Source organism: Pseudomonas sp. HS-18 (assembly GCF_020401845.1).
Taxonomy (GTDB): Bacteria; Pseudomonadota; Gammaproteobacteria; order Pseudomonadales; family Pseudomonadaceae; genus Pseudomonas; species Pseudomonas nitroreducens.
The window spans coordinates 1,649,680-1,673,045 of record NZ_CP084413.1 but is presented as its reverse complement, the minus strand read 5'-3'; the positions used below and the strand labels follow the sequence as shown (position 1 = coordinate 1,673,045).

Here is a 23,366-nt window from a genome sequence, read left to right as displayed (position 1 = left end):
CCGGGGAACATACGCCTCTGCTCCCGGCTATGCCAGTGGCAACCGGGAATGACAAAGGGGGCCACCAGGCCCCCTTTGCGGACTACATCACAGCGACTTACTGACGCGTGATCTTGATCTCCACGCGACGGTTCTCGGCGCGGCCTTCCTTGGTCTTGTTGTCCGCGACCGGCTGGCTCTCGCCATAACCGACCACCGACTTGATGCTGCTGGCAGGCACGCCGGCATCGACCAGGTAGTTGGACACGGCGTTGGCGCGGCGCTCGGACAGTTTCTGGTTGTAGGCGTCGGTACCGATGCTGTCGGTATGGCCGCCGATGTTCAGCTCGGTGCTCGCGGCTTCGCCTTTCAGGCGGGTAGCGATGGTGTCGAGCTTGTCCTTGTCCTGCGCATCGATCTTCGACGAGTCGAAGGCGAAGTGCAGGTCACGCACCACGATGGTCTCTTCCTTGGGCAGCGGAGCCGGAGCAGGCTCAGGAGCCGGCGCAGGCGGCGGGACCTCGGCCACTTGTTCGGCGGCGCCATGTACCCAGCAGTAGGACGCACCCAGCACGCCACCGATCAGGGCTCCCCAACCGGCCCAGGCGCTGCTTTCGATGGAACCCAGACCTGCGCCACCGACACCGCCAACCACGGCGCAAGTCGGCCAATCGGACTTCTGCAGCCCTGCGCAACCGGTGAGCAACGTGCTTACCAGCAGCAGGGGTAAAGCGGTCCTTGTGATGCTCATAAAGTTATGTCTCCTCTAATGATCGGGTCTTGACCGACAATTACCGAGTAAAGACGTGACTGACAGAATGCGCCAGCACTAGGCCATATGGGTGTCACACGCTAGTCTTCGTTCATTATTTTTTGCCTTTTGACGAGCCCGATGATTTCGACACGCACGCCGCAACAAGCCCTCGCCGCCCTGCTCGACCGCTACGCGCCACAGCGCTTGCTGCTGGTGGGCGCCAGCCAGATACCGGCCGTGGATGCCTTCCTCGCGGCGCATCCGGATTGCGAGCTGTTCCACGCCGATGCCGGCGCATTGCCAGCGGAGCTGGCCGCTCAGCGCTACGACCTGGCGCTGCTGGCCGACTGCCTGGAGCACTTGCCGCGCCGCGAGGCACAGCAACTGGTGGGCGGTATCCGCAACCTCAACAGCAGCCGCGTGGCCGTACTGGTCGACCTCGACGCCGCCCAGGCGCAGGATGCGGACTTCTATGCCCTGGCCATGCAGGCCAGCGAGCGCTTCCAGCGCGACGCCCAGGTGATCACGCTGTTCACCTACGATCTGCACGAATACAAACAGGTCCCGGACTGGCTCAACGCGAAGTTCTGGGCCAACCCGGAAAACTTCGGCAAGTACTGGTGGTGACCATGATCGAACCGACCTGCCCCTGCGGCAGCGGCCGTCCATTACCGGACTGCTGCGGGCGCTTCCATGCCGGCGTCGCGGCCCCCACCGCAGAGGCGCTGATGCGCTCGCGCTACAGCGCCTACGCGCTGGGCCTGGTGGATTACCTGCGCGACACGACGCTGCCGGCCCAGCAGCAGGGGCTGGACCTGGAGGCGATCCGTACCTGGAGCCTGGGCAGCACCTGGCTGGGTTTGGAAGTGGTCAGCCATGAAGTGCTCGGCGGCCAGCCGGAACACGCGCGGGTGACCTTCATCGCGCGCTGGCACGACGCCGGCGGCGAGCACAGCCATCGCGAATGCTCGGGATTCGTCCAGCGCGACGGCCGCTGGTACTTCCTCGACCCCACCGTGCCGATGAAACTGGGGCGCAATGACCCCTGCCCCTGCGGTGCCGGCGGCAAGCTGAAGAAATGCTGCGGCCCGTGGATCGAGTGAGGTGCCCGCTCGCCCCCCTTGGGGGCGTTCGGTGTCTGGGCTAGAATCCGCGCTTTTTTCCGGGACGGCGGTGATTCGCCGCACCGGCTACTCCTGCCGGACCTCGCCATGCTGCTGACCGTTCTCTACATCATCGCCATCACCGCCGAAGCCATGACCGGCGCTCTGTCCGCCGGCCGGCGCAGCATGGACCTGTTCGGCGTGGTGCTGGTGGCCTGCGTCACCGCCCTGGGCGGCGGCTCGGTGCGCGACATGCTGCTGGGCCATTACCCGCTGACCTGGGTGCGCCACCCGGAGTACCTGGCGCTCACCGCTGGCGCCGCACTGGTCACCGTGTTCATCGCCCCGCTGATGCGCCACCTGCGCTCGATGTTCCTCGCGCTCGACGCCGTGGGCCTGGTGGCCTTCACCCTGATCGGTTGCCAGGTCAGCCTGGAGATGGGCCACAGCCTGCTGATCGCTGCCGTGAGCGGCGTGATCACCGGGGTCTTCGGCGGCATCCTGCGGGATATCTTCTGCAACGACGTGCCGCTGATCTTCCGCCGCGAGCTGTACGCCAGCGTGTCCTTCGCCAGCGCCTGGTGCTACCTGATCTGCCTGCAGATCGACCTGCCCAAGGAGCAGGCCATGCTGATCACCCTGTTCGCCGGCTTCCTGTTCCGCATGCTGGCGATCCGTTTCCGCTGGGAAATGCCCAAGTTCGTCTACAAGGACGACCCGCACCAGGGCGACTGATCAGTCCTGCAGCTTGAGGTGGCTGGTATCCGGCGCAGGCCCTGCCGGCGCGGGCTTGGCCTGGCCCATGTCGCTGCCCACGGGGGCGACGCTGAACTGGCTGAGGTCCACGCGCGGCGCGGCGGCCTCGGGTTTCTCGTCCTGCAGGTCGGCGCCTACCGGGGCGAGGCCGAAATCCGGCGCCTCCACATCGGCGAAAGCGGCCATGTACTCGTCGCGCGGCGCTACTTTCAGGCGTCCCTGCGCTCCGGAGGCAGGTGCTGCCGGCTGTACTGCGGTGCCGACCGGCTCGGCCGGCGGCGGTGGAGCCAGCTCGATCTCCTCGATCTGCGCGTCCATGTCGACCACTTCGACGACAGCGCCGGCGCGTTCGATCACGCTGCGGTACTTTTCCGCCGCCTCGGCGTCGAGGTTGTTCTTGATCACCATGCGGCGGCCGGAGAACAGCAATTCGATGCGCTGGGCGTCGGCCTGGAACAGCCTGGCCAGGTTGGCTTTCACCGTATCGAGCTGTGCACCCGGAATAGTCTGTCCCGAGAACGCGATTTCATAACGGCTCATCTTCACTCTCCTGTGTTAACCCGCCGGTTACATTCGGCCAGTATGGTGCAGCTTCTTTTAACGTAACAACAACTTGCGGCCGAGCAGGTGCTTGGTACACTGGGGCGTCTTGAGGGGTAGACATGAATTATCAGGCGCAAATGATAAGAATTCTCAGCCTGTGCTGGCTGTTCAGCCTTGTTTCGGGCTGCGGCTGGATGACAGGTAATTTCGAGCAACCCGACGTGAAGCTGCAGAAAGTCGACGTCGTGAAAGCTCGTTTGCTGGAGCAGGAATTCGTCCTGCATTTCCGCATCGACAACCCAAACGATTTCAGCCTTCCGGTCCGTGGCCTGGCCTACAAGGTCAAGCTGAACGATATCGACCTGGCCGAAGGCGAGTCGAATAACTGGTTCACAGTGCCAGCCAACGGCCACGAAACCTTCGAAGTACCGGTGACCACCAACCTGTGGCGGCACATGAAGTACATCGTCAAGCTGCTGGAAGACCCGGACAAGCCCATCCGCTACCGCCTCGACGGCGAAGTGAAGACCGGCCTGCTGTTCGGACAGAGCGTGCACATCGCGCGCAATGGCGAGATAATTCCCGGCGATTTCATCCCCGAGTGAGCGTCACCATGAGCCAGGAACCCCACGTACACGGTCCGAACTGCAACCACGACCACGATCATGACCACCACCATGACCATGGCCACGTGCACGGCCCGCACTGCAACCACAGCCACGAGCCTGCGCGTAACCCGCTCAAGGACGTGGGCCGCAACGATCCGTGCCCCTGCGGCAGCGGCAGCAAGTACAAGAAGTGCCACGGCGCCTGACCCAGGTTTCCAGCACTGCCCCGAAGGCCCGCCGAGCGCGGGCCTTCTGCTGTCTGGCCCAACTATTCGTCGGCTGCTGAAAATCCCGCCCCGCGCGGCTTGCACAGCTATCCTCGGCTCACTAACGTAGCGCCTTTTCCGCGACCCTCTTTGTGCAGGAGCACATCCCCATGGCCCCGCGTGCCTTCCGCCGGCTTCCCAGCTTCGGCCTTGCCGCCACCGTCACTGCCGCTGTCAGCCTTACCGGCTGCCAGGGCTGGCTGAATGACCGCTATTCCGACAGCCTGCCGCCGAGCTACGGCGTGCAGCCGATCAAGGGCCTGGCCGACAACGTGTCGATCCGCCGCAACAGCCTGGGCATGCCGCTGATCGAGACCAGCACCTTCCACGACGCGCTGTTCACCCTCGGTTATGTGCACGCCAGCGACCGCATCAGCCAGATGGTCGGCCTGCGCCTGATGGCCCAGGGTCGCCTGTCGGAAATGGTCGGCCCCGGCGCCCTGGAAACCGACCGATTCATGCGCACGGTGAACCTGAAGAAGGCCGCGGACGCCCTCTACGCCGGCGCCTCACCGCGCCTCAAGCGTTTCTTCGAGACCTACGCGCGCGGCGTCAACGCCTACCTGTACCGCTACCGCGACAAGCTGCCGATGGACCTCGCCGAGTCCGGCTACCGCCCCGAGTACTGGAAGCCGGAAGATTCCGCACTGGTCTTCAGCCTGCTGAACTTCGGCCTGGCGGTGAACCTGCAGGAGGAAATCGCCTCCCTGGTACTGGCGCAGAAAGTCGGTGCCGACAAGCTGCCCTGGCTGACGCCGATCTATCCGGACGAAGCGCTGCCGTTCGAGGAAGCGGACAAACTCAAGGGCCTGCGCCTGGACGGCAGGATCGCCGGCCTCGACGCCCTGGATCGTGCGGCAGGCCAGGTCGCCGCCCTGCAGATGATGGGCGTCGCCGCCTCCAACAACTGGGCCATCGCCCCGCAGCGCACGCGCAGCGGCAAGAGCATCCTGGCCAACGACACCCACCTGCCGCTGTCCATGCCCTCGGTGTGGAACTACGTGCAGATCCGCTCGCCGAAATACAACGCCGCGGGCGTCTCCATCGCCGGCGTACCGGGCGTGGTCGCCGGTTTCAACGGCAAGCTGGCCTGGGGCATGACCATGGTCATGGGCGACAACCAGGACCTTTTCCTTGAGCAGGTGAAGCCCCAGGGCGGCAAGCTCTACTACCTCGCCGATGGCCAGTGGAAACCGGCCATCGAGCGCAATGAAACCTTCTTCATCAAGGGCCAGAGCCCGGTCCGCGAAGTCATCTACGAGACTCGCCACGGCCCGCTGCTCAACAGCGCGCTGGGCGAGCGCAAGCACGACCTGCAACCGCTGCCGCTGTCCAGCGGCTACGGCATCGCCTACCAGAGCATCCAGGGCGAGACCGACCGCACCCTCGACGCCTTCTTCGACCTGTCCCGCGCGAAGAACGTCGAGCAGGCCTTCGACGCCACCCGCGACGTGCGCGCCATGGCGCTGAACATCGTGTTCGCCGACGAGAAGCACATCGGCTGGCAGGTCACCGGGCGCTTCCCCAACCGCAAGGAAGGCCGCGGCCTGCTGCCTTCGCCCGGCTGGGACGGCCGCTATGACTGGGACGGCTACGCCGATCCGATCCTCCACCCGTCCGACCAGGACCCGCAGCAGGGCTGGCTGGGCACCGCCAACCACCGCAGCGTGCAGCCAGGCTACGGCGCGCAGCTGTCCAGTTCCTGGTACTACCCGGAGCGCTACGAGCGCATCGCCCAACTCGCCGGCGGCAGCAAGAGCCACGACTACCGCAGCATGATCGCCATGCAGTACGACCAGACCACGCCCTTTGCCGGCAAGCTGCAGGCCATGTTCGATGCACCGGGCATGGCGCAGCCGCTGAAGAAAGCCATCGACGCCCTGCCCGCCGACCAGCGCGCCCGCGCCCGCGAAGCGCTGGACCGGATCATGGCGTTCGACGGCAAGCTCTCGGCGACCTCCGGCGACGCCGCCCTGTACGAAGCCTTCCTGCAGGAGAGCAGCAAGCAGATCTTCCTCGATGAACTGGGCCCGGAGGACAGCCCGTCCTGGAAAGCCTTCGTCGAGACCGCCAACCTCTCCTACTCGGCCCAGGCCGACCACCTGCTGGGCCGTGACGACAGCCCGTTCTGGGATGACACCCGCACCCCGCAGAAGGAAGACAAACCGACCATCCTCGCCCGCAGCCTGGCCGCCGCCACCGCCTTCTGCGAACAGAAGCTGGGCAGCGACCGCCGTACCTGGCAGTGGGGCAAGCTGCACACCTACGAGTGGGTCAGCGACAGCACCAAGATGGCGCCCAACCTCAGTGCCGGCGAGCGCGCCAGCCTCGGCGCGATCAAGGGCTACCTGGACCGCGGCCCCTACCCGGCCGGCGGCGACCACAGCACGCTGAACGTCTCGGCCTACCACTGGGGCCAGGACTTCAACACCTGGCTGATCCCGGCCATGCGCATCGTCGTCGACTTCGGCCAGAGCGAACCGATGATCGGCCTTAACAGCAGTGGCCAGTCCGGCAACCCGGCCAGCCCGCACTACGCAGACGGCATCGACGCCTGGCTGAAGGGCAACTACATGAGCTTCCCCTTCCAGTCGCAGAACCTTGAGAAGGTCTACGGCGTGAAGCGCCTGACGCTGGTGCCGGAGAAGTGATGATCTGAAAAATTTTTCCGGGGCCGGGAACTTCGCTTCCGCCCCGGAATCAGAATTGTCGACTTACTCCATGATCATATTCAGGCACCCCTTGGGTGCCTTTCTTTTTTCCCGCCTCCTCTCCGCTGCATTTCTTACCTGCAAGACCTTCCCCGGCTGGTACTCCCCTGCATCCTTTCCCAGGAGTCGTCGCCATGTCCGAATCCCTCATCGTCATCACCGGCGGCCCCGGCGCCGGCAAGAGCACACTGCTCGATCACCTGCACCGCCATCACGGCCTGAACATCGTCGAGGAAGGCGGCCGCGCCATCATCCGCGAGCAACTGGTCCGTGGTGGCGATGCATTGCCGTGGGCAAACCGGGATGCCTTCTGCCGGGAAATGTTCGAGCACGCGCTGACGACTCGTGCGCAGGCGCTCGATGGCGGTGGTTTGTGGCTGTTCGATCGCGGCCTGCCGGATGTGCTGGGATATGCGAGGCTCTGCGGCATACCGGTTCCGGAAGAACTGCAAATCGCCGCACGGAAACTACGCTACGGGCCGACCGTATTCCTGGCGCCCGCGTGGGAAGCCATCTACCGCAACGATGCCGAACGCCGGCAGGACTTCGCCGAAGCGCAGCGAACGGCGGCGGTGATGGCTGAAGCATACGAAGAGCTGGGCTATCGAGTGCTGGAACTGCCCCTGTGCAGCCTGCAGAAACGTGCGGAATTCGTCCTGGCCCACTGCCCTAAAGGTTCTTCGTTCCAATAAAAAACCGGGCCAAGGCCCGGTTCTTCGTGCAGCACAGGGCCATCAGGCCTTGGGCAGGGTAACGCCGGTCTGGCCCTGGTACTTGCCGCCGCGATCGCGGTAGGAGACTTCGCAGGCTTCGTCCGACTGCAGGAACAGCATCTGCGCCACGCCTTCGTGGGCGTAAATCTTCGCCGGCAGGTTGGTGGTGTTGGAGAATTCCAGGGTCACGTGGCCTTCCCACTCCGGCTCCAGCGGGGTCACGTTGACGATGATGCCGCAGCGCGCGTAGGTGCTCTTGCCCAGGCAGATGGTCAGCACGTCGCGCGGGATGCGGAAGTACTCGACGGTGCGAGCCAGGGCGAAGGAGTTCGGCGGGATGATGCAGACGTCGCTGTTGATGTCCACGAAACTCTTCTCGTCGAAGTTCTTCGGGTCGACCACGGCCGAGTGGATGTTGGTGAACACCTTGAATTCGGCGGCGCAGCGCACGTCGTAGCCATAGCTGGAAACGCCGTAGGAAATCACCCGGCTGTCATCGGCACCGCGAATCTGGCGCTCGACGAACGGCTCGATCATGCCGTGCTCCTGAGCCATGCGGCGAATCCACTTGTCCGATTTGATGCTCATGGCGGGTGTCCTGTGCGGCGGTTGAAAAAGAAGGCGAATCTTACCGGCAGGCGCGCCAGCCGGCAAAGGGGCGCGCCCGGTGGCATTGTCGCGCCTTCAATCGTCGCTGATGGAAATATTCGGCATGGCCGGCGCGGCCTTCTCGCTCAGGGCGATGCGGGCGCCGACGCAGCGCGCGGTTTCCTGGTAGATCATCGCCAGCTGGCTTTCCGGGTCGGCAACCACGGTGGGCTTGCCGCCGTCGGCCTGCATGCGGATGGCCATGGACAACGGCAGCGAGGCCAGCAGGTCGACGCCGAACTGCGCCGCCAGCTTCTCGCCGCCGCCCTCGCCGAACAGGTGCTCGGCATGGCCGCAGTTGGAGCAGATGTGCACAGCCATGTTCTCCACCACGCCCAGCACCGGGATGTTGACCTTGCGGAACATCTCCACGCCCTTCTTGGCGTCCAGCAGGGCCAGGTCCTGCGGGGTGGTGACGATCACCGCACCGGCCACCGGGACCTTCTGCGCGAGGGTCAGCTGGATGTCGCCGGTGCCCGGCGGCATATCGATGACCAGGTAATCCAGGTCGTTCCAGGCGGTCTGGGTGATCAGTTGGATCAGCGCACCGGAGACCATCGGGCCGCGCCAGACCACCGGGGTGTTGTCGTCGGTAAGGAAGGCCATGGACATGACTTCCACCCCGTGGGCCTCCAGCGGGATGAACCACTTCTGGTCGCGGATCTTCGGCCGGGTACCCTCGGGGATGCCGAACATGATGCCCTGGCTCGGCCCATAGATGTCGGCGTCGAGGATGCCGACCTTGGCGCCTTCGCGGGCCAGCGCCAGCGCGAGATTGGCGGCGGTGGTGGACTTGCCCACGCCGCCCTTGCCGGAGGCCACGGCGATGATGTTCTTCACGTTGCTCATGCCCGGCACCTGGGCCTGGGCCTTGTGCGCGGCGATGTGGGTTTCCACCTTGACCTGCGCCGAGTCGACGCCGTCCAGCGCCTCCAGGGCCATCTGCACGGTCTGCGCCAGGCCATTCTTGAACAGGCCGGCGGCGTAACCCAGCTCAAGGGTCAGAGAGACACGCCCGCCCTGGATGTCCAGCTCGTGCAGGTAGCCTGCGTCCAGCAGGTTCTGGCCGGTGTGGGGGTCGTTGATCTGGCGGAGGACGGCCTCCACCGTGGCACGGGTAACGGCGCTCATGGGTACTCCCGATGAAAGACTGAGCAGAATAGGTGGGCATCTTACGCCTCTCGTCCGCCCCTTGCTCGGGATCATCGGGGGTAGTTCGGGCTCAGCCCTACGGCCAAGCGGCCCACGGATGAAAATTTCGCCCCAGACCTATATAGTTGCCGATTCCCTCGTTTTAACCGGAACGGCCGATCATCATGTCCGAAGCCCGCAAGATCCTCGTCACCAGCGCCCTGCCCTACGCCAATGGTTCGATCCACCTCGGTCACATGCTGGAGTACATCCAGACCGACATCTGGGTTCGCTTCCAGAAAATGCGTGGCAACCAGGCGGTGTACGTGTGCGCGGACGATGCCCACGGTTCGGCCATCATGCTGCGCGCCGAGCGCGAAGGCATTACCTCCGAGCAACTGATCGACGGCGTGCGCGCCGAGCACATGGGCGATTTCGCCGATTTCCTGGTGGAGTTCGACAACTACCACTCGACCCATTCGGAAGAGAACCGCGAGCTGTCCTCGGCCATCTACCTGAAGCTGCGTGACGCCGGCCACATCGCCACCCGCCCGGTGACCCAGTACTTCGACCCGGAAAAGCAGATGTTCCTGGCCGACCGCTTCATCAAGGGCACCTGCCCGAAGTGCGGCACCGCCGACCAGTACGGCGACAACTGCGAAGCCTGCGGCGCGACCTACTCGCCCACCGAGCTGAAGGACCCGAAATCGGCGATTTCCGGCGCCACCCCGGTACTCAAGGAATCGCTGCACTACTTCTTCAAGCTGCCTGACTTCCAGGCCATGCTGCAGCAGTGGACCCGCAGCGGCGCCCTGCAGGATTCGGTGGCCAACAAGCTCGCCGAGTGGCTGGATTCCGGCCTGCAGGAGTGGGATATCTCCCGCGACGCGCCGTATTTCGGCTTCGAGATTCCCGACGCGCCGGGCAAGTACTTCTACGTCTGGCTGGACGCACCGATCGGCTACATGGCCAGCTTCAAGAACCTCTGCGCGCGCCGTCCGGAGCTGGACTTCGACGCCTACTGGAAGCAGGGCTCGGACGCCGAGCTGTACCACTTCATCGGCAAGGACATCGTCAACTTCCACGCGCTGTTCTGGCCGGCCATGCTCGAAGGCGCCGGCTACCGCAAGCCGACCGCGCTGAACGTGCACGGCTACCTGACCGTCAACGGCCAGAAGATGTCCAAATCGCGCGGCACCTTCGTCAAGGCGCGCACCTACCTGGATCACCTGGACCCGGAATACCTGCGCTACTACTACGCCTCCAAGCTGGGCCGCGGCGTGGACGACCTCGACCTGAACCTCGAGGACTTCGTGCAGAAGGTCAACTCCGACCTGGTCGGCAAGGTGGTCAACATCGCCAGCCGTTGCGCCGGCTTCATCCACAAGGGCAACAACGGCCTGCTGGTGGACGCCAACCCCGCGCCGGAACTGGCCCAGGCCTTCAAGGACGCGGCGCCGAGCATCGCCGCCGCCTACGAAGCCCGTGACTTCGGCCGCGCCATGCGCGAAATCATGGCCCTGGCCGACCAGGCCAACGCCTGGATCGCCGACAAGGCGCCCTGGTCGCTGAACAAGCAGGAAGGCAAGCAGGACGAAGTCCAGGCCATCTGCGCCTTGGGCGTGAACCTGTTCCGCCAGCTGGTGATCTTCCTCAAGCCGGTACTGCCGAAGCTGGCCGTTGCCGCCGAAGCCTTCCTCAACGTCGCCCCGCTGAAATGGGCCGACCACGAGCAACTGCTGGCCAATCACCAGTTGAACCCGTTCAACCCGCTGATGACCCGTATCGAGCCTGCGAAAATCGAAGCCATGATCGAAGCCTCCAAGGAAGACCTCCTCGCCAGTGCCCCGAAACCCGCCGGCAATGGCGAGCTGACCAAGGACCCGCTCGCCGCGGAAATCAACTTCGACGCCTTCGCCGCCGTCGACCTGCGCATCGCGCTGATCGAGAAGTGCGAGTTCGTCGAGGGTGCCGACAAGCTGCTGCGCCTGTCCCTGGACATCGGCGACGAGAAGCGCAACGTGTTCTCCGGCATCAAGAGCGCCTACCCGGACCCGAGCAAGCTCGAAGGCCGCCTGACCCTGTACGTAGCCAACCTGGCCCCGCGCAAGATGAAGTTCGGCGTCTCCGAGGGCATGGTCCTGGCCGCCGGCCCCGGCGGTGAAGAGATCTACCTGCTCAGCCCGGACAGCGGCGCCAAGCCGGGCCAGCGCGTCAAGTAAGCATCGGACGGCAAGGAGGCCCTCGATGAAACTGCACCACTGCGCAGCGCTCTTCCTGAGCGCCGCCCTCGCCGGCTGCGGCGCTCCCTCGGAGCACGCCGCCGGTTCCGGCGCCGCTTTCCAGGGGGAAGCGGCGAAGGCCGGTTCCTTCCTCGCCTATGAACACCAGGTCGGCATCCGCCTGGCCAGCGAGCGTATCGACGCGCAGCTGGCCGCCTCCCGCGATGCCTGCACCCAGGACCACTTCGGCCCCTGCGAGCTGATTGCCATCGAGCAGAGCGGCGACAGCCAGATGCGCAACGCGCATCTCGTGGTTCGCATCGTCCCCGAAGGCGTGGAAAAGCTCGTCGCCCTCGCGGCCGAAGGCGGCCAACTGCAAAGCCGCCGCACCCAGGCCGAAGACCTCGCCCAGGCGGTGAGCAACAACCAGCAGCTGCGCGAGCGCCTGGAGCGTGAGTACCAGACCCTGCAAGGCTTCCAGGGCCGCAAGGACATGAGCGTCAGCGACCTGCTGGCCCTGGCCAAGGCCACCGCCGAAGTCGAGCAGCAGTTGCAGGCCGCCCGCCAGGACTCCGCCCAACAACAGCGACGCATCGCCACCAATCTGCTGACCCTGGACTTCTCCAGCGAATACCAGCCGACCGGTCGCTGGTCACGTATCGGCAGGGCCTTCGGCAACTCGCTGGACGAACTTACCGACGGCACCGTCAATGCCATCCAGGTCGCCGCCTTCGGCCTGCCGCTGCTGGTGGTACTGCTCATCGCCGGCCTGATCCTGCGCTGGTTGTGGCGAAAACTCGGTTCCAGGCGCGCCGCGAACAAAGCATGAAGAAATCCAACATCGTCTTCACCACCCTGCTCACCGGCGGGGTGCTCTACAGCGTGCTGCACCACAACCCGGTGTACCGCGACCTCTACGCCAACCGCGAGGACTGCCTGAAGGACTGGGGCAACACGCCCAACGCCTGCGAGCCGGAATCTGCCAGCAGCGGCGGCGGAAGTTACGTCGGCAGCAGCTCCGGGCGCTATCGCGGGCCGAGCTACGAGGACGGCTCACGACCGAAGACCGCGCAGACCTACCAGGTACAGTCGCGTCAGTTGGTCACCCGCGGTGGCTTCGGCCACTCCGGCGCCCGCTTCTCCGGGGGCGGCTGATGCGTCGTCTGGCGATGACGCCGCGCCCCGACTGGCGCGAGCGCTGCGAGGCGGTCGGCTTCACCTTCCACAGCATCGACGGCCTGTACTGGGACGAATCGGTGGCCTATGAATTCAGCCTCGAGCAGATCGAGACGCTGGAAGCCGCCAGCGAAGACCTGCACCAGCGCTACCTGGAATGTGTGGAATGGGTGATCCGTACCGGCCACTTCGAGCCCTTCCAGCTGCCGCCGGGTGCCCGCGAGGAAATCATCCGCTCCTGGCAGCGCCAGGACCCGAGTCTCTATGGCCGCTTCGACTTCGCCTGGAACGGCGAAGGCCAGCCGAAGATGCTCGAGTACAACGCCGACACGCCGACCGGCCTGCTGGAGGCCAGCGTGGTGCAGTGGCAATGGCTGAACGACGTGAACCCGGACGCCGACCAGTTCAACTCGCTGCACGAGAAGCTGATCGCGCGCTGGAAGGCCATCGCCCCCGACGGCACGCTGCACTTCACCGCCATCGATGGCCACGAGGAAGACACCGGCAATGTCCTCTACCTGCTCGACACCGCGCACCAGGCCGGCTTGCCGACACGCTACCTGCCGCTGGAATTCATCGGCCACCACGCCGGGCGCGGCACCTTCATCGACCAGTACGAGCAGGACATCCGTCACTGCTTCAAGCTCTATCCCTGGGAGTGGCTGCTGCAGGACAGTTTCGCCGGGCACCTGGAGCGCAGCGACATCCGCTTCCTGGAGCCCGCCTGGAAGCTGCTGATGTCGAGCAAGGCCATGCTGCCAATCCTCTGGAAGCTCAACCCCGGCCATCCGAACCTGCTACCGGCCAGCTACCGCCTGGACCTCCCCGGCGCCTACGTGCGCAAGCCCCTGTATTCGCGCGAGGGCGAGAACATCCGCATCGTCGCCGGCGATCTGCAGCTGGAAAGCGACGGCCCCCATGCCGACGCGCCCTGCATCTATCAAAGCTACGCACCGTTGGCCAGGCACGGCGACAACTACGCCGTGCTCGGCTGCTGGGTGATCGACGGCCAGGCCGCCGGCCTGGGCATCCGCGAGGACGCCAGTGCCATCACCCGCGACAGCAGCCGCTTCGTCCCCCACTATTTCGTCTGAAGGATTTGCCATGAACCTGCTGCAGACCCTGCCCAACTTTCTCGCGTATTTTGCCGCGGCCATCGGCCTGTTCGGCCTGTTCACCAGCCTCTACATCCGCCTGACGCCCTACGCGGAAATCCAGCTGATCCGCCAGGGCAACCTCAGTGCCGCCGTGGCGCTGGTCGGCACCTTGCTCGGCTTCGCCCTGCCGCTGGCAAGCGCCATCGCCCACAGCGTCAGCATCATCGACATGCTGATCTGGGGCGCGATCGCCATGCTGGTGCAGGTGCTGGTATTCCTCGGGCTGTCGCGCGTGGTGCCGGAGCTCAAGGGCGGCATTGCCGACAATACCCTGGCCCACGGCGTGTTCCTCGGCGGCGCCTCGCTGTGCGTGGGGCTGCTCAACGCCGCCTGCATGACCTACTGAGCGTCCTCGCAGTCCACATCGCCGCCGCCCAGGTGCTCGAAGCCTTCCAGGTAGAGGCAGGAGGCGTCTTCGGCGCAGTCCTGCAGCGAGGCGTTGCTCAGGTTTTCCCGTGACGTCGGGTCTTCCAGGTTCACGTCCGGGAAGATGTCCGCGACTTCCTCCGCGGTCATGATCTTGTCGAAGGTGACGTTCACCGACTGCAGGCGGCCGTACTCCCAGTCCAGGTCCACCGCCGTGACATGCGGGTTCAGTTGCCGCGCCAAGGCTTCGGGCAACTGCGGGCCGGCGTAGCTGAGGTCGGTGTCATGGCAGGCGTCGCCCCAGTTGCTCAGCTTCCTGCTGAAAGCGCAGCTGAACTGCGCGTCGGCGTGACCGGTGCGCTGTTCCAGCAGGCAGGCGAAATCGGCGACATTCATCCGCGGCCAACTGACCAGGTCAGACGTGGTAAAGGGGGCAGCCGAAGCCAGGCCACTGGAGAACAGCAGGCAGAGTGCGGTGAGGCGTCCGGACAGAGTTTTGCGCATCGCGACTTCCGTGAGGGGAACCGATCAGGTTCGGCAGCCGCTGATGTTCCTCCCGCCACCCCTGGCACCGCAACTGATTTCGGGGAGGTACAATTACCGACTTCGCACCTTGTATTCGACCTATGCACTCTCGTCGCCATCAACCCGCCGACCACCGGTCTCCGAGCATGATCCGCCTCCCCTCGCGCCTGGCTGCGAGTGCCCGGCCATGACCGAACTTGCCCTGATCCTGGTCAGCGCCATCCTGGTCAACAATTTCGTGCTGGTGCAATTCCTCGGCATCTGCCCGTTCATGGGCGTGTCGCGCAAGATCGAGGCGGCGTTTGCGCTGGCCCTGGCGACCACCTTCGTGCTCACCCTCGCCTCGGCCTTCAGCTACATCCTGCAGCGCTACGTGCTGCAACCGCTGGACCTGGAATTCCTGCGTACCATCGCCTTCATCCTGGTGATCGCCCTGGTGGTGCAGTTCACCGAGCTGCTGGTGAAGAGGACCAGCCCGCTGCTGGCCCGCGGGCTGGGCATCTTCCTGCCGCTGATCACCACCAACTGCATCGTGCTGGGCGTGGCCCTGCTGAATGCCCGCAAGCCCGAATTCGGCTTTCTGCAGTCCATCTTCCAGGGATTCGGCGCCGGGCTGGGCTTCACCCTGGTGCTGGTACTGTTCGCCGCCCTGCGCGAGCGCATCGCCATCGCCGACGTGCCCAAGCCGTTCAAGGGCGCGGCCATCGGCATGATCACCGCGGGCCTGATGTCCCTGGCGTTCATGGGCTTCAGCGGGCTGCTCAAGCCATGATCGCGGCGCTGCTGATCATCCTGCTCTGCCTTGCCGGCGCCGTGGCGTTGCGCCTGGCGTCGGCGCGGGTGAAGGTCGCTGACGAATCGATCGCCGTGCAGATCAATGACCTGCTGCCGCAAACCCAGTGCGGCCAGTGCGGTTATGCCGGCTGCAAGCCCTACGCCCAGGCCATCGCCGACGGCGATGCGATCAACAAGTGCCCGCCCGGCGGCGCCGCGACCATCGCCGCCCTGGCCGACCTGCTGGGCGTCGAACCGCTGCCGCTGGACGCCGCCGAAGAAACGCCGCTGCGCGTGGCCTACATCCGCGAAGCCGAATGCATCGGTTGCACCAAGTGCATCCGCGCCTGCCCGGTGGACGCCATCGTCGGCGCCGCCAAGCTGATGCACACGGTGATCGTCGACGAGTGCACCGGCTGCGACCTGTGCCTGGAACCCTGCCCGGTGGACTGCATCGAGATGCGCGACCTGCCGGTAGGCGTCGCCGACTGGAGGTGGCCGCTGCCGCAGGGCCGACTGATCCACAGCGACCGGGAGCAGGCGGCATGAACATGCAGGTCTGGAAGTTCCCGGGCGGCCTGAGATTGCCAGCCAACAAGCAGCAATCCACCGCCAAGCCGATCCAGCATCCGCCACTGCCACGCCGGCTGGTGTTGCCCCTGCAACAGCATATCGGCGAGCCCGCGCGCCCCTGCGTCGAGGCCGGCCAGCGCGTACTCAAGGGCCAACTGATCGCAGAGGCCGGCAGCACTATCAGCGCCGCGCTGCATGCGCCGACTTCCGGTGTCGTGGTCGAGGTGAGCGAGCAGCCTTACCCACACCCATCCGGCCTGACGGCGCCCGCCATCGTCATTGAAAGCGACGGCGCAGAGGAATGGTCCACGCGTGTGCCCCTGTCCGACTACAGCTCGCTCTCCGGCGTCGAAGTGCTGGAGCGCATCCGCCAGTCGGGCATCGCCGGCCTCGGCGGCGCCGGCTTCCCCACCGCCGCCAAGCTGGCCTCCCGCGCGCAGGACGACCTGCATACCCTGATCATCAACGGCGCTGAGTGCGAGCCGTACATCAGCGCCGACGACCTGCTGATGCGCGAACGCGCCGTCGAACTGGTGGAAGGCATCGAGGTGCTGATGCACGTCCTCCAGCCGCAACAGGTGCTGGTCGGCATCGAGGACGACAAGCCCCAGGCCATCGCCGCCGTGCAGGCCGCCATCGGTGAGCGGAACATCCGGCTGCAGGCGATCCCGACCCGCTACCCTTCGGGCGGCGAGCGCCAGCTGATCCAGGTTCTCACCGGCCGCGAAGTCCCTTCCGGCGGCCTGCCGGCGGACATCGGCATGCTCTGCGTGAACGTCGCCACCGCCGTTGCCGTGGCCGACGCCGTGCTGCGCGGGCAACCGCTGATCTCGCGCATCACCACCCTGGCCGGCGCCGCGCTGGCGCGCCCGTGCAACGTCGAAGCGCTGATCGGCACGCCGGTGGGCGAGTTGCTGGATTTCGCCGGCCTCGATCTCGACAAGCTTGACCGGCTGATCCTCGGCGGCCCGCTGATGGGCGACAGCCTGCCATCGCTCGACGCGCCGCTGCTCAAGACCGCCAACTGCCTGCTGGCCGCCACCCGCGAAGAGCTGCCACTGCCGGCGCCAGCCATGCCGTGCATCCGCTGTGGCGATTGTGCGCAGGTCTGCCCGGCCAGCCTGTTGCCGCAACAGCTGTATTTTTTCGCGGAGGATCACGAGCGACTCGTGGCGCACAATCTGTTCGACTGCATCGAGTGCGGCGCCTGTGCCTACGTGTGCCCGTCGAGCATTCCGCTGGTGCAGTACTATCGCGCATCCAAGGCCGAGATCCGCGAACTGGAACAGCGGCAGTTGAAGGCCGAGCAATCGCGCCTGCGCTTCGAACAACGCCAGGAGCGCCTGCGCAACGAAGAAGATCGGCGCGCCGCCGACCGCCTGGCCCGCCAGGAACGCGCCGCGCGTGTGCAGGAAGAACAGCCCGAAATCGCATCGCCGAGCGCGCCCGCCGCGCAATCGGTCATCGAACGGGTGAAGGCGGAGAAGTCCGTGGGCAATGCGCCCGACCAACTCAAGCGCCTGAAGATCGAAGCAAGCATGGCCCAGGTGGCGCTGAAGAAAGCCGAGAAGCAATTGGCCACCCACGACACCGACCAACTGCGCGCCCAGGTGGCCGAATTGCGCATCGCCGCCGAGCAGGCCAAGGCCGCACTGGCGGCAGCCGAATCGGAGGGCACCAACGCCGCGCCGGCGCCATTCGCTGCGCCTGCCTCCGATGAAGCCGCGATGAAGAAAGCGAAGATCGACGCCGCCATGGCCCGCGCCCAGTTGAAGAAGTCCGAGAAGGCCTTCGGCGAATCCCCCACGGACGAGCAGCGCGCCACCCTCGCCTCCTTGCGTGCGGACGTCGAGCGCATCGAACGCCAACTCAACGCATTGCAGGGGGCCGCTGTGCCGACCGATCCGCAAGCCGCCCAGCCCGTCGACGGCGTACTCGCCCTGCGCCAGGCCAAGCTGGCCTACATCAGCCAGCGCGATGCCTTGCGCGCCGCTGAACGCGAAGGTGCCACCGCCGAGGAACTGGACGCGATCCGCCTGACCCTCGCTGCTGCGGAAGCCGCCCTGCACGCCGCCGAAGACGCCAGCGGCAAGGCGCCGCCGGACCTCGTGCGTACCGACAAGCGCCCGGTGACAGCCGCCCTGCGCGCCGCCAAGACCGAACTGGCCTACGCCCGTGCCGACCTGAAGAAGCTCGAGCGCGAAGGCGCCGGCGACCACGCCCTGGCCTCGGCCCGCGAACGCCTGCAAGCGGCCGAACGTGCCGTCGCCGATGCCAATGGCGAGGCGCCTGCATGAAGCTTCCTCGCATCAGTTCTCCCCACGCCACCGGCAGCAACCGCACACAGAGGGTCATGCTGACGCTGCTGGCTGCCTGCGCGCCCGGCGCCCTGGTGCTGATCGGCCTGTACGGCGTGGGCACCCTCTTCAACCTGCTCTGGTGCAGCCTGCTCGCCCTCTCCACCGAGGCCGTGATGCTCAAGCTGCGTGATCGGCCGCTGGCATTCTTCCTCAAGGACGGCAGCGCGCTAGTCACCGCCGTGCTGCTCGCCCTCGCCTTGCCGCCCTACTCGCCATGGTGGCTGAGCGCGGTCGCCACGGTGTTCGCACTGGTCTTCGGCAAGCACCTCTACGGCGGCCTCGGGCAGAACCCGTTCAACCCGGCGATGGTCGGCTACGCGGCGGTGCTGGTGTCCTTCCCGCAGCTGATGAGCCAATGGCCGGCGCCGGACAGCGCGCTTGGCTTCGGCGAAGGGTTGCGGCAGATCTTCGGCTTCACCAGCCAGGTGCCGGACGCCTGGGTTGGCGCCACCGCGCTGGACGTGGTGCGCAACAACCACAGCCTGACCATGGAGGAACTGCTGGCGCAGTCTCCGGCCTTCGGCAGTGTCGGCGGGCGCGGCGTGGAGCTGGTGAACCTGGCCTTCCTCGCCGGCGGCCTGTTCCTGCTCTGGCGCAAGCTGTTCACCTGGCACGCGCCGGTGGGCATGCTCGGCGGGCTGTTCGTCATGAGCCTGCTGTTCTGGAACGGCTCCGGCTCCGACTCCCACGGCTCGCCGCTGCTGCACCTGTTCAGCGGCGCGACCATGCTCGGCGCTTTCTTCATCGTCACCGACCCGGTGTCCGGCGCCACCAGCAACCGTGGCCGACTGGTGTTCGGCATCGGCGTCGGCGTGCTCACCTACGTGATCCGCGCCTGGGGTGGCTACCCGGACGGTCTGGCCTTCGCCGTGCTGCTGATGAACCTCGCCGCGCCAACCATCGACGCCTTCACTCGCCCGCGCACCTACGGGCACAAGAAGCCCGAGCAGGGTTTCAAGGCAGGTGAGCAATGAACCGCGAACTGCTCAAGAGCGCCCTGGCACTGGGACTGGTCGCGCTGATCGCCACGGGCGTGGTGGCGACCGTTCACCAGCTCACCGCCCAGCGCATCGATACCGCCCAGCGCGAAGCGCGTGGCCGCACGCTGCTGGAGCTGCTGCCCAGGGGCAGCTATGACAACCATCCGCTGGAAACCGAAGTCAGCGCTTTCGATCCCAAGCTGCTGGGCCGCGACGAGCCGGCACCCGCTTACATCGCCCGGCTCCGGGGCCAGGCCACGGCGGTCGTACTCCAGCCCGTGGCACGGGATGGCTATGGCGGCTCGATCCAGTTGCTGGTCGGCGTGACTGCACAGGGCCGCCTGCTCGGCGTGCGGGTCGTGGCCCACCATGAAACGCCGGGCCAGGGCGACCGTATCGAACTGGGCAAGAGCGGCTGGCTGCACGGCTTCGACGGTCGATCGCTGACTGATCCGGGCGACAATGGCTGGAAAGTGAAGAAGGACGGCGGCCAGTTCGACCAGTTCGCCGGCGCCACCGTCACCCCGCGCGCGGTGGTCAAGGCCACGCACCTGGCGCTGCAGTACTTCGACGCGCACAAAGCAGAGCTGCTCGCCCCCGCCTCGGGAGAAAACCATGAATGACCCCGGCTACCGCGAAATCGCCCTGCAGGGGCTGTGGAAGAACAACCCCGGCCTGGTGCAACTGCTCGGCCTGTGCCCGTTGCTGGGCACCAGCAGCTCCATGGTCAACGCCCTCGGCCTGGGGCTGGCGACACTCTTCGTGCTGGTCTGCTCCAGCGTCAGCGTCTCGCTGATCCGCAGCGCGCTGAGCGAGACCGTGCGCCTGCCTGCCTTCCTGCTGATCATCGCCACCCTGAACACCTGCATCGAACTGCTGATGCAGGCCTGGCGCTTCGAGCTGTACCAGGTGCTGGGCATCTTCGTACCGCTGATCACCACCAACTGCGTGATCCTCGGCCGCGCGCAGACCTTCGCCTCGCAGAACAACCTGGCACGCTCGGCCTTCGACGCGCTGATGATGGGGCTGGGCTTCGCCCTGGTCCTGCTGATCATCGGCACCCTGCGCGAACTGCTCGGCCATGGCACCCTGCTGGCCGGCATGGAGCTGCTGTTCGGCCCGGCCGCCGCCGACTGGAAAGTACAGGTCCCCGGTTACCAGGGCCTGCTGCTGGCGGTGCTGCCGCCCGGCGCCTTCCTGGTGCTGGGCCTGCTGATCGCCCTCAAGAACCGTATTGATGAAAGCCTGGCGGACCGCGCCAAGGCGCAGGCGGGCAACGTACCCGCCACCGAGCGCCAGCGCGTCCGCGTGACCGGAGTGATCGAATGAATGCCGCCAAGCGCGCGGAGATTTTCCGCCGACTCAAGGAAGACAACCCCAACCCCGAAACCGAACTGGCCTACAGCTCGCCCTTCGAGCTGCTGATCGCGGTGCTGCTCTCCGCCCAGGCCACCGACGTGGGGGTGAACAAGGCCACCGCCAAGCTCTACCCGGTGGCCAATACCCCGGAAGCGATCTACGCCCTGGGCGTGGAGGGCCTGTCGGAGTACATCAAGACCATCGGCCTGTACAACAGCAAGGCGAAGAACACCATCGAGACCTGCCGCATCCTCATCGAGAAGCACGGCGGCCAGGTGCCGGAGAACCGTGAAGACCTGGAAGCCTTGCCCGGCGTGGGCCGCAAGACTGCCAACGTGGTCCTCAACACGGCTTTCCGACAGCCGGCGATGGCGGTGGACACCCATATCTTCCGCGTATCCAACCGCACCAACATCGCGCCAGGGCGCAATGTGCTGGAGGTGGAGCGCAAGCTGCTCAAGTTCGTGCCCAAGGAATACCTGCTGGATGCGCACCACTGGCTGATCCTGCATGGACGCTACGTCTGCAAGGCGCGCAAGCCGCAGTGTGGCAGTTGCCGGATCGAGGACCTGTGCGAGTACAAGCACAAGACGTCGGACGATTGAGCGTTATGGGAAAATTCCTTCAGGCTGATTGAAAAAATCTTTTTTACCGCCCACTCCTTTGTCGCTATAAGGGGCGCCAACACACCCCGTGTTGTGGAGTGCACCGAATGGCAAACGACAAAGAAGACCTCGAACTCGAGGACGATGTCAGCACAGACGACAGCGATGACGGCGCAGAAGCCACGGCAGAGGTCGCCAAGACCAACCTGACCAAGCGCCGCATCATCGATAACTACCTGGAAGAGCGTCGTCTGCAGCGCCAACTGTCCGACTACGATTTCGATCTGTAAGCCTCTCCTGAACGTAAAGCCCGAATGAAAAAGCCCCGCATCCTGGCGGGGCTTTTTGTTTTTCGTTCCTACAGGTTCACACCGACACTCCGGAGCGCTGCACCACCCGGTAACAAGGCTCGTACGCTGCGCCGCCCGGCAGTTTCATCCGGTGCTGCTCGACGAACGCCTGCAACAGCGCATCGAGCGGCTCCATGATGGCCGCGTCACCGTGGATCTCGTACGGGCCGAACTCCTCGATCATACGGATGCCGCGATCCTTCACGTTGCCCGCGACGATGCCGGAGAAGGCCCGGCGCAGGTTCGCCGCCAGCTCGTGGGGCGGCACGTCGGGCCCCAGGTCCAGGCCGGCCATGTTCTCGTGGGTCGGTTCGAACGGACGCTGGAAGCCCTCGTCGATCTTCAGCAGCCAGTTGAAGTGGTAGGCGTCGTTGCGCTCGCGACGGAACTGCTTGACCCGCTTGAGGCCCGCGCTCATTTCCCGCGCCACTTCCGCCGGGTCGTCGATGATGATGCGATAGCGCTTCTGCGCCGCCTCCCCCAGGGTCGCCCCGATGAAGGCATGCAGCTGCTCGATATAGGCCGCCGCGCTGCGCGGGCCGGTGAGCACCAGGGGGAACGGCATGTCCTGGTTCTCCGGGTGCATGAGAATGCCCAGCAGGTAGAGGAACTCCTCCGCCGTGCCGACACCGCCGGGGAACACGATGATGCCGTGGCCGACGCGAACGAAGGCCTCCAGGCGCTTCTCGATATCCGGCAGGATCACCAGTTCGTTGACGATGGGGTTCGGCGCCTCGGCGGCGATGATTCCCGGCTCGGTCAAGCCGATATAGCGGCCATCGGTGATGCGCTGCTTGGCGTGGCCGATGGTGGCGCCCTTCATCGGCCCCTTCATCACGCCGGGGCCGCAACCGGTGCAGACGTCGAGGCTGCGCAGGCCCAGCTCGTGGCCGACCTTCTTGGTGTACTTGTACTCGTTGGTACTGATCGAATGGCCGCCCCAGCAAACGACGATCTTCGGCTCCACGCCGGCATGCAGCGCACGGGCATTGCGCAGCAGGTGGAAGACGTAGTCGGTGATGCCGGCCGAGCTGTCCAGGCCGAAACGCCGGCTGTTCAGCGCATTCTGGGTGTAGACGATGTCGCGCAGGGCGCTGAAGAGCATCTCGCGGGTGCTGGCGATCATCTCGCCATCGACGAAGGCGTCGGCCGGCGCGTTGAACAGTTCCAGGCGCACGCCGCGATCCTGCTGGTGGATTTCCAGTTCGAAGTCGCGGTAGGCGTCGAGGATGTGCTTGGCGTTGTCGATCTGCGTGCCGGTGTTGAGGATGGCCAGGGCACACTGGCGGAAAAGCTTGTAGGTACTGCCCGAGCCCGCTTCGCTGAGCTGGTGCACTTCACGTTGGGAGAGGGTTTCGAGGCTGCCCTTGGGGCTGACCGAGGCATTGTTTACCGGTCTTGGGGACATGCTGTATTCCTTGACGATGGAAGCCGGGCGCCTGGGCGCGGGGTCTTCCGATAGATCGATGCGGCCGTCCATTCGGCCGTCATTGCCGGGTGCGTCGCGGCGGGGATTCTCCGGCCCGCAGCGCGCTCCTGCTGACTGTGACAAGCGAATGGCGGAAACTGCTTCCGCAATCGACGTGTCCGACGTCGATGCCCCTTGAGTATGTACCCTGCGCTGACTTTCTGATGACAGTCAGCAAAGAAAAACCCCGCCGGGGAGGCGGGGTTTGCAGCCATCGACGCAGGTCATCGCCTGTCACC

At 65.6% G+C, this 23,366-nt stretch carries 26 protein-coding genes; 20 read left to right on the top strand and 6 right to left on the bottom strand.

Annotated elements, in window-relative coordinates; genetic code table 11:
* Positions 1–97 precede the first annotated feature (97 nt).
* Positions 98–730 carry an OmpA family protein gene (locus tag LDJ84_RS07750; RefSeq protein ID WP_024765226.1) on the bottom strand — a complete coding sequence of 211 codons (633 nt, stop codon included), beginning with the start codon at positions 728–730 and terminating at the stop codon, positions 98–100.
* A 141-nt stretch (positions 731–871) separates the two neighbouring features.
* On the opposite strand from LDJ84_RS07750, the gene LDJ84_RS07745 reads away from it, so the two are divergent.
* The 3 genes from LDJ84_RS07745 (at position 872) to LDJ84_RS07735 (ending at position 2,571) form a co-directional block, all read left to right on the top strand.
* The gene (locus tag LDJ84_RS07745; RefSeq protein ID WP_037007296.1) at positions 872–1,360 is read left to right on the top strand and encodes a DUF6231 family protein; all 489 of its coding nucleotides are present in this window, start codon (positions 872–874) and stop codon (positions 1,358–1,360) included.
* Positions 1,361–1,362: 2 nt separating this feature from the next.
* A complete protein-coding gene (locus LDJ84_RS07740; RefSeq protein WP_024765228.1) occupies positions 1,363–1,836 on the top strand; it encodes a YchJ family protein in 474 nt (157 codons plus the stop codon).
* A 108-nt stretch (positions 1,837–1,944) separates the two neighbouring features.
* Complete coding sequence (locus LDJ84_RS07735) at positions 1,945–2,571, top strand: trimeric intracellular cation channel family protein (RefSeq protein WP_024765229.1); 627 nt, start codon at positions 1,945–1,947, stop codon at positions 2,569–2,571.
* Here the strand turns inward: LDJ84_RS07735 and LDJ84_RS07730 are convergent, their stop codons facing one another.
* Positions 2,572–3,132 carry a hypothetical protein gene (locus tag LDJ84_RS07730; protein ID WP_054908834.1) on the bottom strand — a complete coding sequence of 187 codons (561 nt, stop codon included), beginning with the start codon at positions 3,130–3,132 and terminating at the stop codon, positions 2,572–2,574.
* A 122-nt stretch (positions 3,133–3,254) separates the two neighbouring features.
* Here LDJ84_RS07730 and LDJ84_RS07725 point away from each other — a divergent pair, with 122 nt between their 5' ends.
* The 4 genes from LDJ84_RS07725 (at position 3,255) to LDJ84_RS07710 (ending at position 7,412) form a co-directional block, all read left to right on the top strand.
* On the top strand, positions 3,255–3,740 hold the full coding sequence (locus LDJ84_RS07725) for an LEA type 2 family protein (RefSeq protein WP_024765231.1): 486 nt from the start codon (positions 3,255–3,257) through the stop codon (positions 3,738–3,740).
* Positions 3,741–3,748: 8 nt separating this feature from the next.
* The gene (locus tag LDJ84_RS07720) at positions 3,749–3,949 is read left to right on the top strand and encodes an SEC-C metal-binding domain-containing protein (RefSeq protein WP_024765232.1); all 201 of its coding nucleotides are present in this window, start codon (positions 3,749–3,751) and stop codon (positions 3,947–3,949) included.
* Positions 3,950–4,119: 170 nt separating this feature from the next.
* On the top strand, positions 4,120–6,660 hold the full coding sequence (locus LDJ84_RS07715) for a penicillin acylase family protein (RefSeq protein ID WP_226046154.1): 2,541 nt from the start codon (positions 4,120–4,122) through the stop codon (positions 6,658–6,660).
* 194 nt (positions 6,661–6,854) lie between these two features.
* Positions 6,855–7,412 (top strand): AAA family ATPase, encoded by a 558-nt coding sequence (locus LDJ84_RS07710; protein WP_226046153.1) that lies wholly within the window; start codon positions 6,855–6,857, stop codon positions 7,410–7,412.
* A gap of 42 nt (positions 7,413–7,454) precedes the next feature.
* Here LDJ84_RS07710 and dcd read toward each other — a convergent pair whose 3' ends face one another.
* Both dcd and apbC read right to left on the bottom strand, forming a co-directional pair.
* A complete protein-coding gene (gene dcd, locus LDJ84_RS07705) occupies positions 7,455–8,021 on the bottom strand; it encodes a dCTP deaminase (RefSeq protein WP_017521037.1) in 567 nt (188 codons plus the stop codon).
* A 96-nt stretch (positions 8,022–8,117) separates the two neighbouring features.
* Entirely contained in the window at positions 8,118–9,212 is a 1,095-nt protein-coding gene (gene apbC / locus LDJ84_RS07700) for an iron-sulfur cluster carrier protein ApbC (protein WP_065084975.1), read from the bottom strand.
* A gap of 185 nt (positions 9,213–9,397) precedes the next feature.
* Here apbC and metG point away from each other — a divergent pair, with 185 nt between their 5' ends.
* The 5 genes from metG to LDJ84_RS07675 are packed head-to-tail and all read left to right on the top strand — an operon-like array spanning position 9,398 to position 14,113.
* Positions 9,398–11,434, top strand: a complete 2,037-nt coding sequence (gene metG / locus LDJ84_RS07695) for a methionine--tRNA ligase (protein ID WP_170860059.1) — start codon at positions 9,398–9,400, stop codon at positions 11,432–11,434.
* Positions 11,435–11,459: 25 nt separating this feature from the next.
* A complete protein-coding gene (locus LDJ84_RS07690; protein WP_226046152.1) occupies positions 11,460–12,263 on the top strand; it encodes a DUF4349 domain-containing protein in 804 nt (267 codons plus the stop codon).
* Positions 12,260–12,589, top strand: a complete 330-nt coding sequence (locus LDJ84_RS07685; RefSeq protein WP_037016073.1) for a hypothetical protein — start codon at positions 12,260–12,262, stop codon at positions 12,587–12,589. Before LDJ84_RS07690 ends, LDJ84_RS07685 begins: the two co-directional genes overlap by 4 nt.
* Positions 12,589–13,704, top strand: a complete 1,116-nt coding sequence (locus LDJ84_RS07680; RefSeq protein ID WP_226046151.1) for a glutathionylspermidine synthase family protein — start codon at positions 12,589–12,591, stop codon at positions 13,702–13,704. Before LDJ84_RS07685 ends, LDJ84_RS07680 begins: the two co-directional genes overlap by 1 nt.
* 10 nt (positions 13,705–13,714) lie before the next feature.
* Entirely contained in the window at positions 13,715–14,113 is a 399-nt protein-coding gene (locus LDJ84_RS07675) for a DUF350 domain-containing protein (protein WP_024765238.1), read from the top strand.
* Here LDJ84_RS07675 and LDJ84_RS07670 read toward each other — a convergent pair.
* Positions 14,107–14,637 carry a hypothetical protein gene (locus tag LDJ84_RS07670; protein ID WP_226046150.1) on the bottom strand — a complete coding sequence of 177 codons (531 nt, stop codon included), beginning with the start codon at positions 14,635–14,637 and terminating at the stop codon, positions 14,107–14,109. The genes LDJ84_RS07675 and LDJ84_RS07670 overlap by 7 nt on opposite strands.
* A 208-nt stretch (positions 14,638–14,845) precedes the next feature.
* Here LDJ84_RS07670 and rsxA point away from each other — a divergent pair, with 208 nt between their 5' ends.
* From rsxA to LDJ84_RS07630, 8 genes are all read left to right on the top strand, one after another.
* Positions 14,846–15,430, top strand: a complete 585-nt coding sequence (gene rsxA / locus LDJ84_RS07665; RefSeq protein ID WP_065084969.1) for an electron transport complex subunit RsxA — start codon at positions 14,846–14,848, stop codon at positions 15,428–15,430.
* Positions 15,427–15,981 carry an electron transport complex subunit RsxB gene (rsxB, locus tag LDJ84_RS07660; RefSeq protein ID WP_024765241.1) on the top strand — a complete coding sequence of 185 codons (555 nt, stop codon included), beginning with the start codon at positions 15,427–15,429 and terminating at the stop codon, positions 15,979–15,981. Before rsxA ends, rsxB begins: the two co-directional genes overlap by 4 nt.
* On the top strand, positions 15,978–18,302 hold the full coding sequence (gene rsxC, locus LDJ84_RS07655; RefSeq protein ID WP_226046149.1) for an electron transport complex subunit RsxC: 2,325 nt from the start codon (positions 15,978–15,980) through the stop codon (positions 18,300–18,302). The genes rsxB and rsxC overlap by 4 nt, the downstream gene beginning before the upstream one ends.
* The gene (locus tag LDJ84_RS07650) at positions 18,299–19,339 is read left to right on the top strand and encodes an RnfABCDGE type electron transport complex subunit D (protein WP_226046148.1); all 1,041 of its coding nucleotides are present in this window, start codon (positions 18,299–18,301) and stop codon (positions 19,337–19,339) included. Before rsxC ends, LDJ84_RS07650 begins: the two co-directional genes overlap by 4 nt.
* Positions 19,336–19,968 carry an electron transport complex subunit RsxG gene (rsxG, locus tag LDJ84_RS07645; RefSeq protein ID WP_065084966.1) on the top strand — a complete coding sequence of 211 codons (633 nt, stop codon included), beginning with the start codon at positions 19,336–19,338 and terminating at the stop codon, positions 19,966–19,968. Before LDJ84_RS07650 ends, rsxG begins: the two co-directional genes overlap by 4 nt.
* Positions 19,961–20,674: an electron transport complex subunit E gene (locus LDJ84_RS07640; protein ID WP_226046147.1), complete on the top strand. Its 714-nt coding sequence runs from the start codon at positions 19,961–19,963 to the stop codon at positions 20,672–20,674. The genes rsxG and LDJ84_RS07640 overlap by 8 nt, the downstream gene beginning before the upstream one ends.
* Positions 20,671–21,309, top strand: a complete 639-nt coding sequence (gene nth / locus LDJ84_RS07635; RefSeq protein ID WP_037016056.1) for an endonuclease III — start codon at positions 20,671–20,673, stop codon at positions 21,307–21,309. Before LDJ84_RS07640 ends, nth begins: the two co-directional genes overlap by 4 nt.
* Before the next feature lie 107 nt (positions 21,310–21,416).
* Positions 21,417–21,599, top strand: a complete 183-nt coding sequence (locus LDJ84_RS07630; RefSeq protein WP_017521020.1) for a PA3496 family putative envelope integrity protein — start codon at positions 21,417–21,419, stop codon at positions 21,597–21,599.
* Positions 21,600–21,675: 76 nt separating this feature from the next.
* On the opposite strand, the gene ppnN is transcribed toward LDJ84_RS07630, so the two are convergent.
* Entirely contained in the window at positions 21,676–23,067 is a 1,392-nt protein-coding gene (ppnN, locus tag LDJ84_RS07625) for a nucleotide 5'-monophosphate nucleosidase PpnN (RefSeq protein WP_024765246.1), read from the bottom strand.
* Positions 23,068–23,366: the final 299 nt, after the last annotated feature.

Excerpts from the sequence above, each read along its gene's own strand:
- apbC (WP_065084975.1), bottom strand. The coding sequence starts at position 9,212 with ATGAGCGCCGTTACCCGTGCCACGGTGGAGGCCGTCCTCCGCCAGATC.
- rsxA (WP_065084969.1), top strand. The coding sequence starts at position 14,846 with ATGACCGAACTTGCCCTGATCCTGGTCAGCGCCATCCTGGTCAACAAT.
- LDJ84_RS07685 (WP_037016073.1), top strand. The coding sequence starts at position 12,260 with ATGAAGAAATCCAACATCGTCTTCACCACCCTGCTCACCGGCGGGGTG.
- LDJ84_RS07745 (WP_037007296.1), top strand. The coding sequence starts at position 872 with ATGATTTCGACACGCACGCCGCAACAAGCCCTCGCCGCCCTGCTCGAC.
- rsxG (WP_065084966.1), top strand. The coding sequence starts at position 19,336 with ATGAACCGCGAACTGCTCAAGAGCGCCCTGGCACTGGGACTGGTCGCG.
- LDJ84_RS07725 (WP_024765231.1), top strand. The coding sequence starts at position 3,255 with ATGAATTATCAGGCGCAAATGATAAGAATTCTCAGCCTGTGCTGGCTG.
- LDJ84_RS07690 (WP_226046152.1), top strand. The coding sequence starts at position 11,460 with ATGAAACTGCACCACTGCGCAGCGCTCTTCCTGAGCGCCGCCCTCGCC.
- LDJ84_RS07650 (WP_226046148.1), top strand. The coding sequence starts at position 18,299 with ATGAAGCTTCCTCGCATCAGTTCTCCCCACGCCACCGGCAGCAACCGC.
- rsxC (WP_226046149.1), top strand. The coding sequence starts at position 15,978 with ATGAACATGCAGGTCTGGAAGTTCCCGGGCGGCCTGAGATTGCCAGCC.
- LDJ84_RS07670 (WP_226046150.1), bottom strand. The coding sequence starts at position 14,637 with ATGCGCAAAACTCTGTCCGGACGCCTCACCGCACTCTGCCTGCTGTTC.
- LDJ84_RS07675 (WP_024765238.1), top strand. The coding sequence starts at position 13,715 with ATGAACCTGCTGCAGACCCTGCCCAACTTTCTCGCGTATTTTGCCGCG.
- LDJ84_RS07710 (WP_226046153.1), top strand. The coding sequence starts at position 6,855 with ATGTCCGAATCCCTCATCGTCATCACCGGCGGCCCCGGCGCCGGCAAG.
- LDJ84_RS07680 (WP_226046151.1), top strand. The coding sequence starts at position 12,589 with ATGCGTCGTCTGGCGATGACGCCGCGCCCCGACTGGCGCGAGCGCTGC.
- metG (WP_170860059.1), top strand. The coding sequence starts at position 9,398 with ATGTCCGAAGCCCGCAAGATCCTCGTCACCAGCGCCCTGCCCTACGCC.
- LDJ84_RS07715 (WP_226046154.1), top strand. The coding sequence starts at position 4,120 with ATGGCCCCGCGTGCCTTCCGCCGGCTTCCCAGCTTCGGCCTTGCCGCC.
- ppnN (WP_024765246.1), bottom strand. The coding sequence starts at position 23,067 with ATGTCCCCAAGACCGGTAAACAATGCCTCGGTCAGCCCCAAGGGCAGC.
- LDJ84_RS07735 (WP_024765229.1), top strand. The coding sequence starts at position 1,945 with ATGCTGCTGACCGTTCTCTACATCATCGCCATCACCGCCGAAGCCATG.
- LDJ84_RS07740 (WP_024765228.1), top strand. The coding sequence starts at position 1,363 with ATGATCGAACCGACCTGCCCCTGCGGCAGCGGCCGTCCATTACCGGAC.
- rsxB (WP_024765241.1), top strand. The coding sequence starts at position 15,427 with ATGATCGCGGCGCTGCTGATCATCCTGCTCTGCCTTGCCGGCGCCGTG.
- LDJ84_RS07640 (WP_226046147.1), top strand. The coding sequence starts at position 19,961 with ATGAATGACCCCGGCTACCGCGAAATCGCCCTGCAGGGGCTGTGGAAG.
- nth (WP_037016056.1), top strand. The coding sequence starts at position 20,671 with ATGAATGCCGCCAAGCGCGCGGAGATTTTCCGCCGACTCAAGGAAGAC.
- LDJ84_RS07730 (WP_054908834.1), bottom strand. The coding sequence starts at position 3,132 with ATGAGCCGTTATGAAATCGCGTTCTCGGGACAGACTATTCCGGGTGCA.
- dcd (WP_017521037.1), bottom strand. The coding sequence starts at position 8,021 with ATGAGCATCAAATCGGACAAGTGGATTCGCCGCATGGCTCAGGAGCAC.
- LDJ84_RS07720 (WP_024765232.1), top strand. The coding sequence starts at position 3,749 with ATGAGCCAGGAACCCCACGTACACGGTCCGAACTGCAACCACGACCAC.
- LDJ84_RS07630 (WP_017521020.1), top strand. The coding sequence starts at position 21,417 with ATGGCAAACGACAAAGAAGACCTCGAACTCGAGGACGATGTCAGCACA.
- LDJ84_RS07750 (WP_024765226.1), bottom strand. The coding sequence starts at position 730 with ATGAGCATCACAAGGACCGCTTTACCCCTGCTGCTGGTAAGCACGTTG.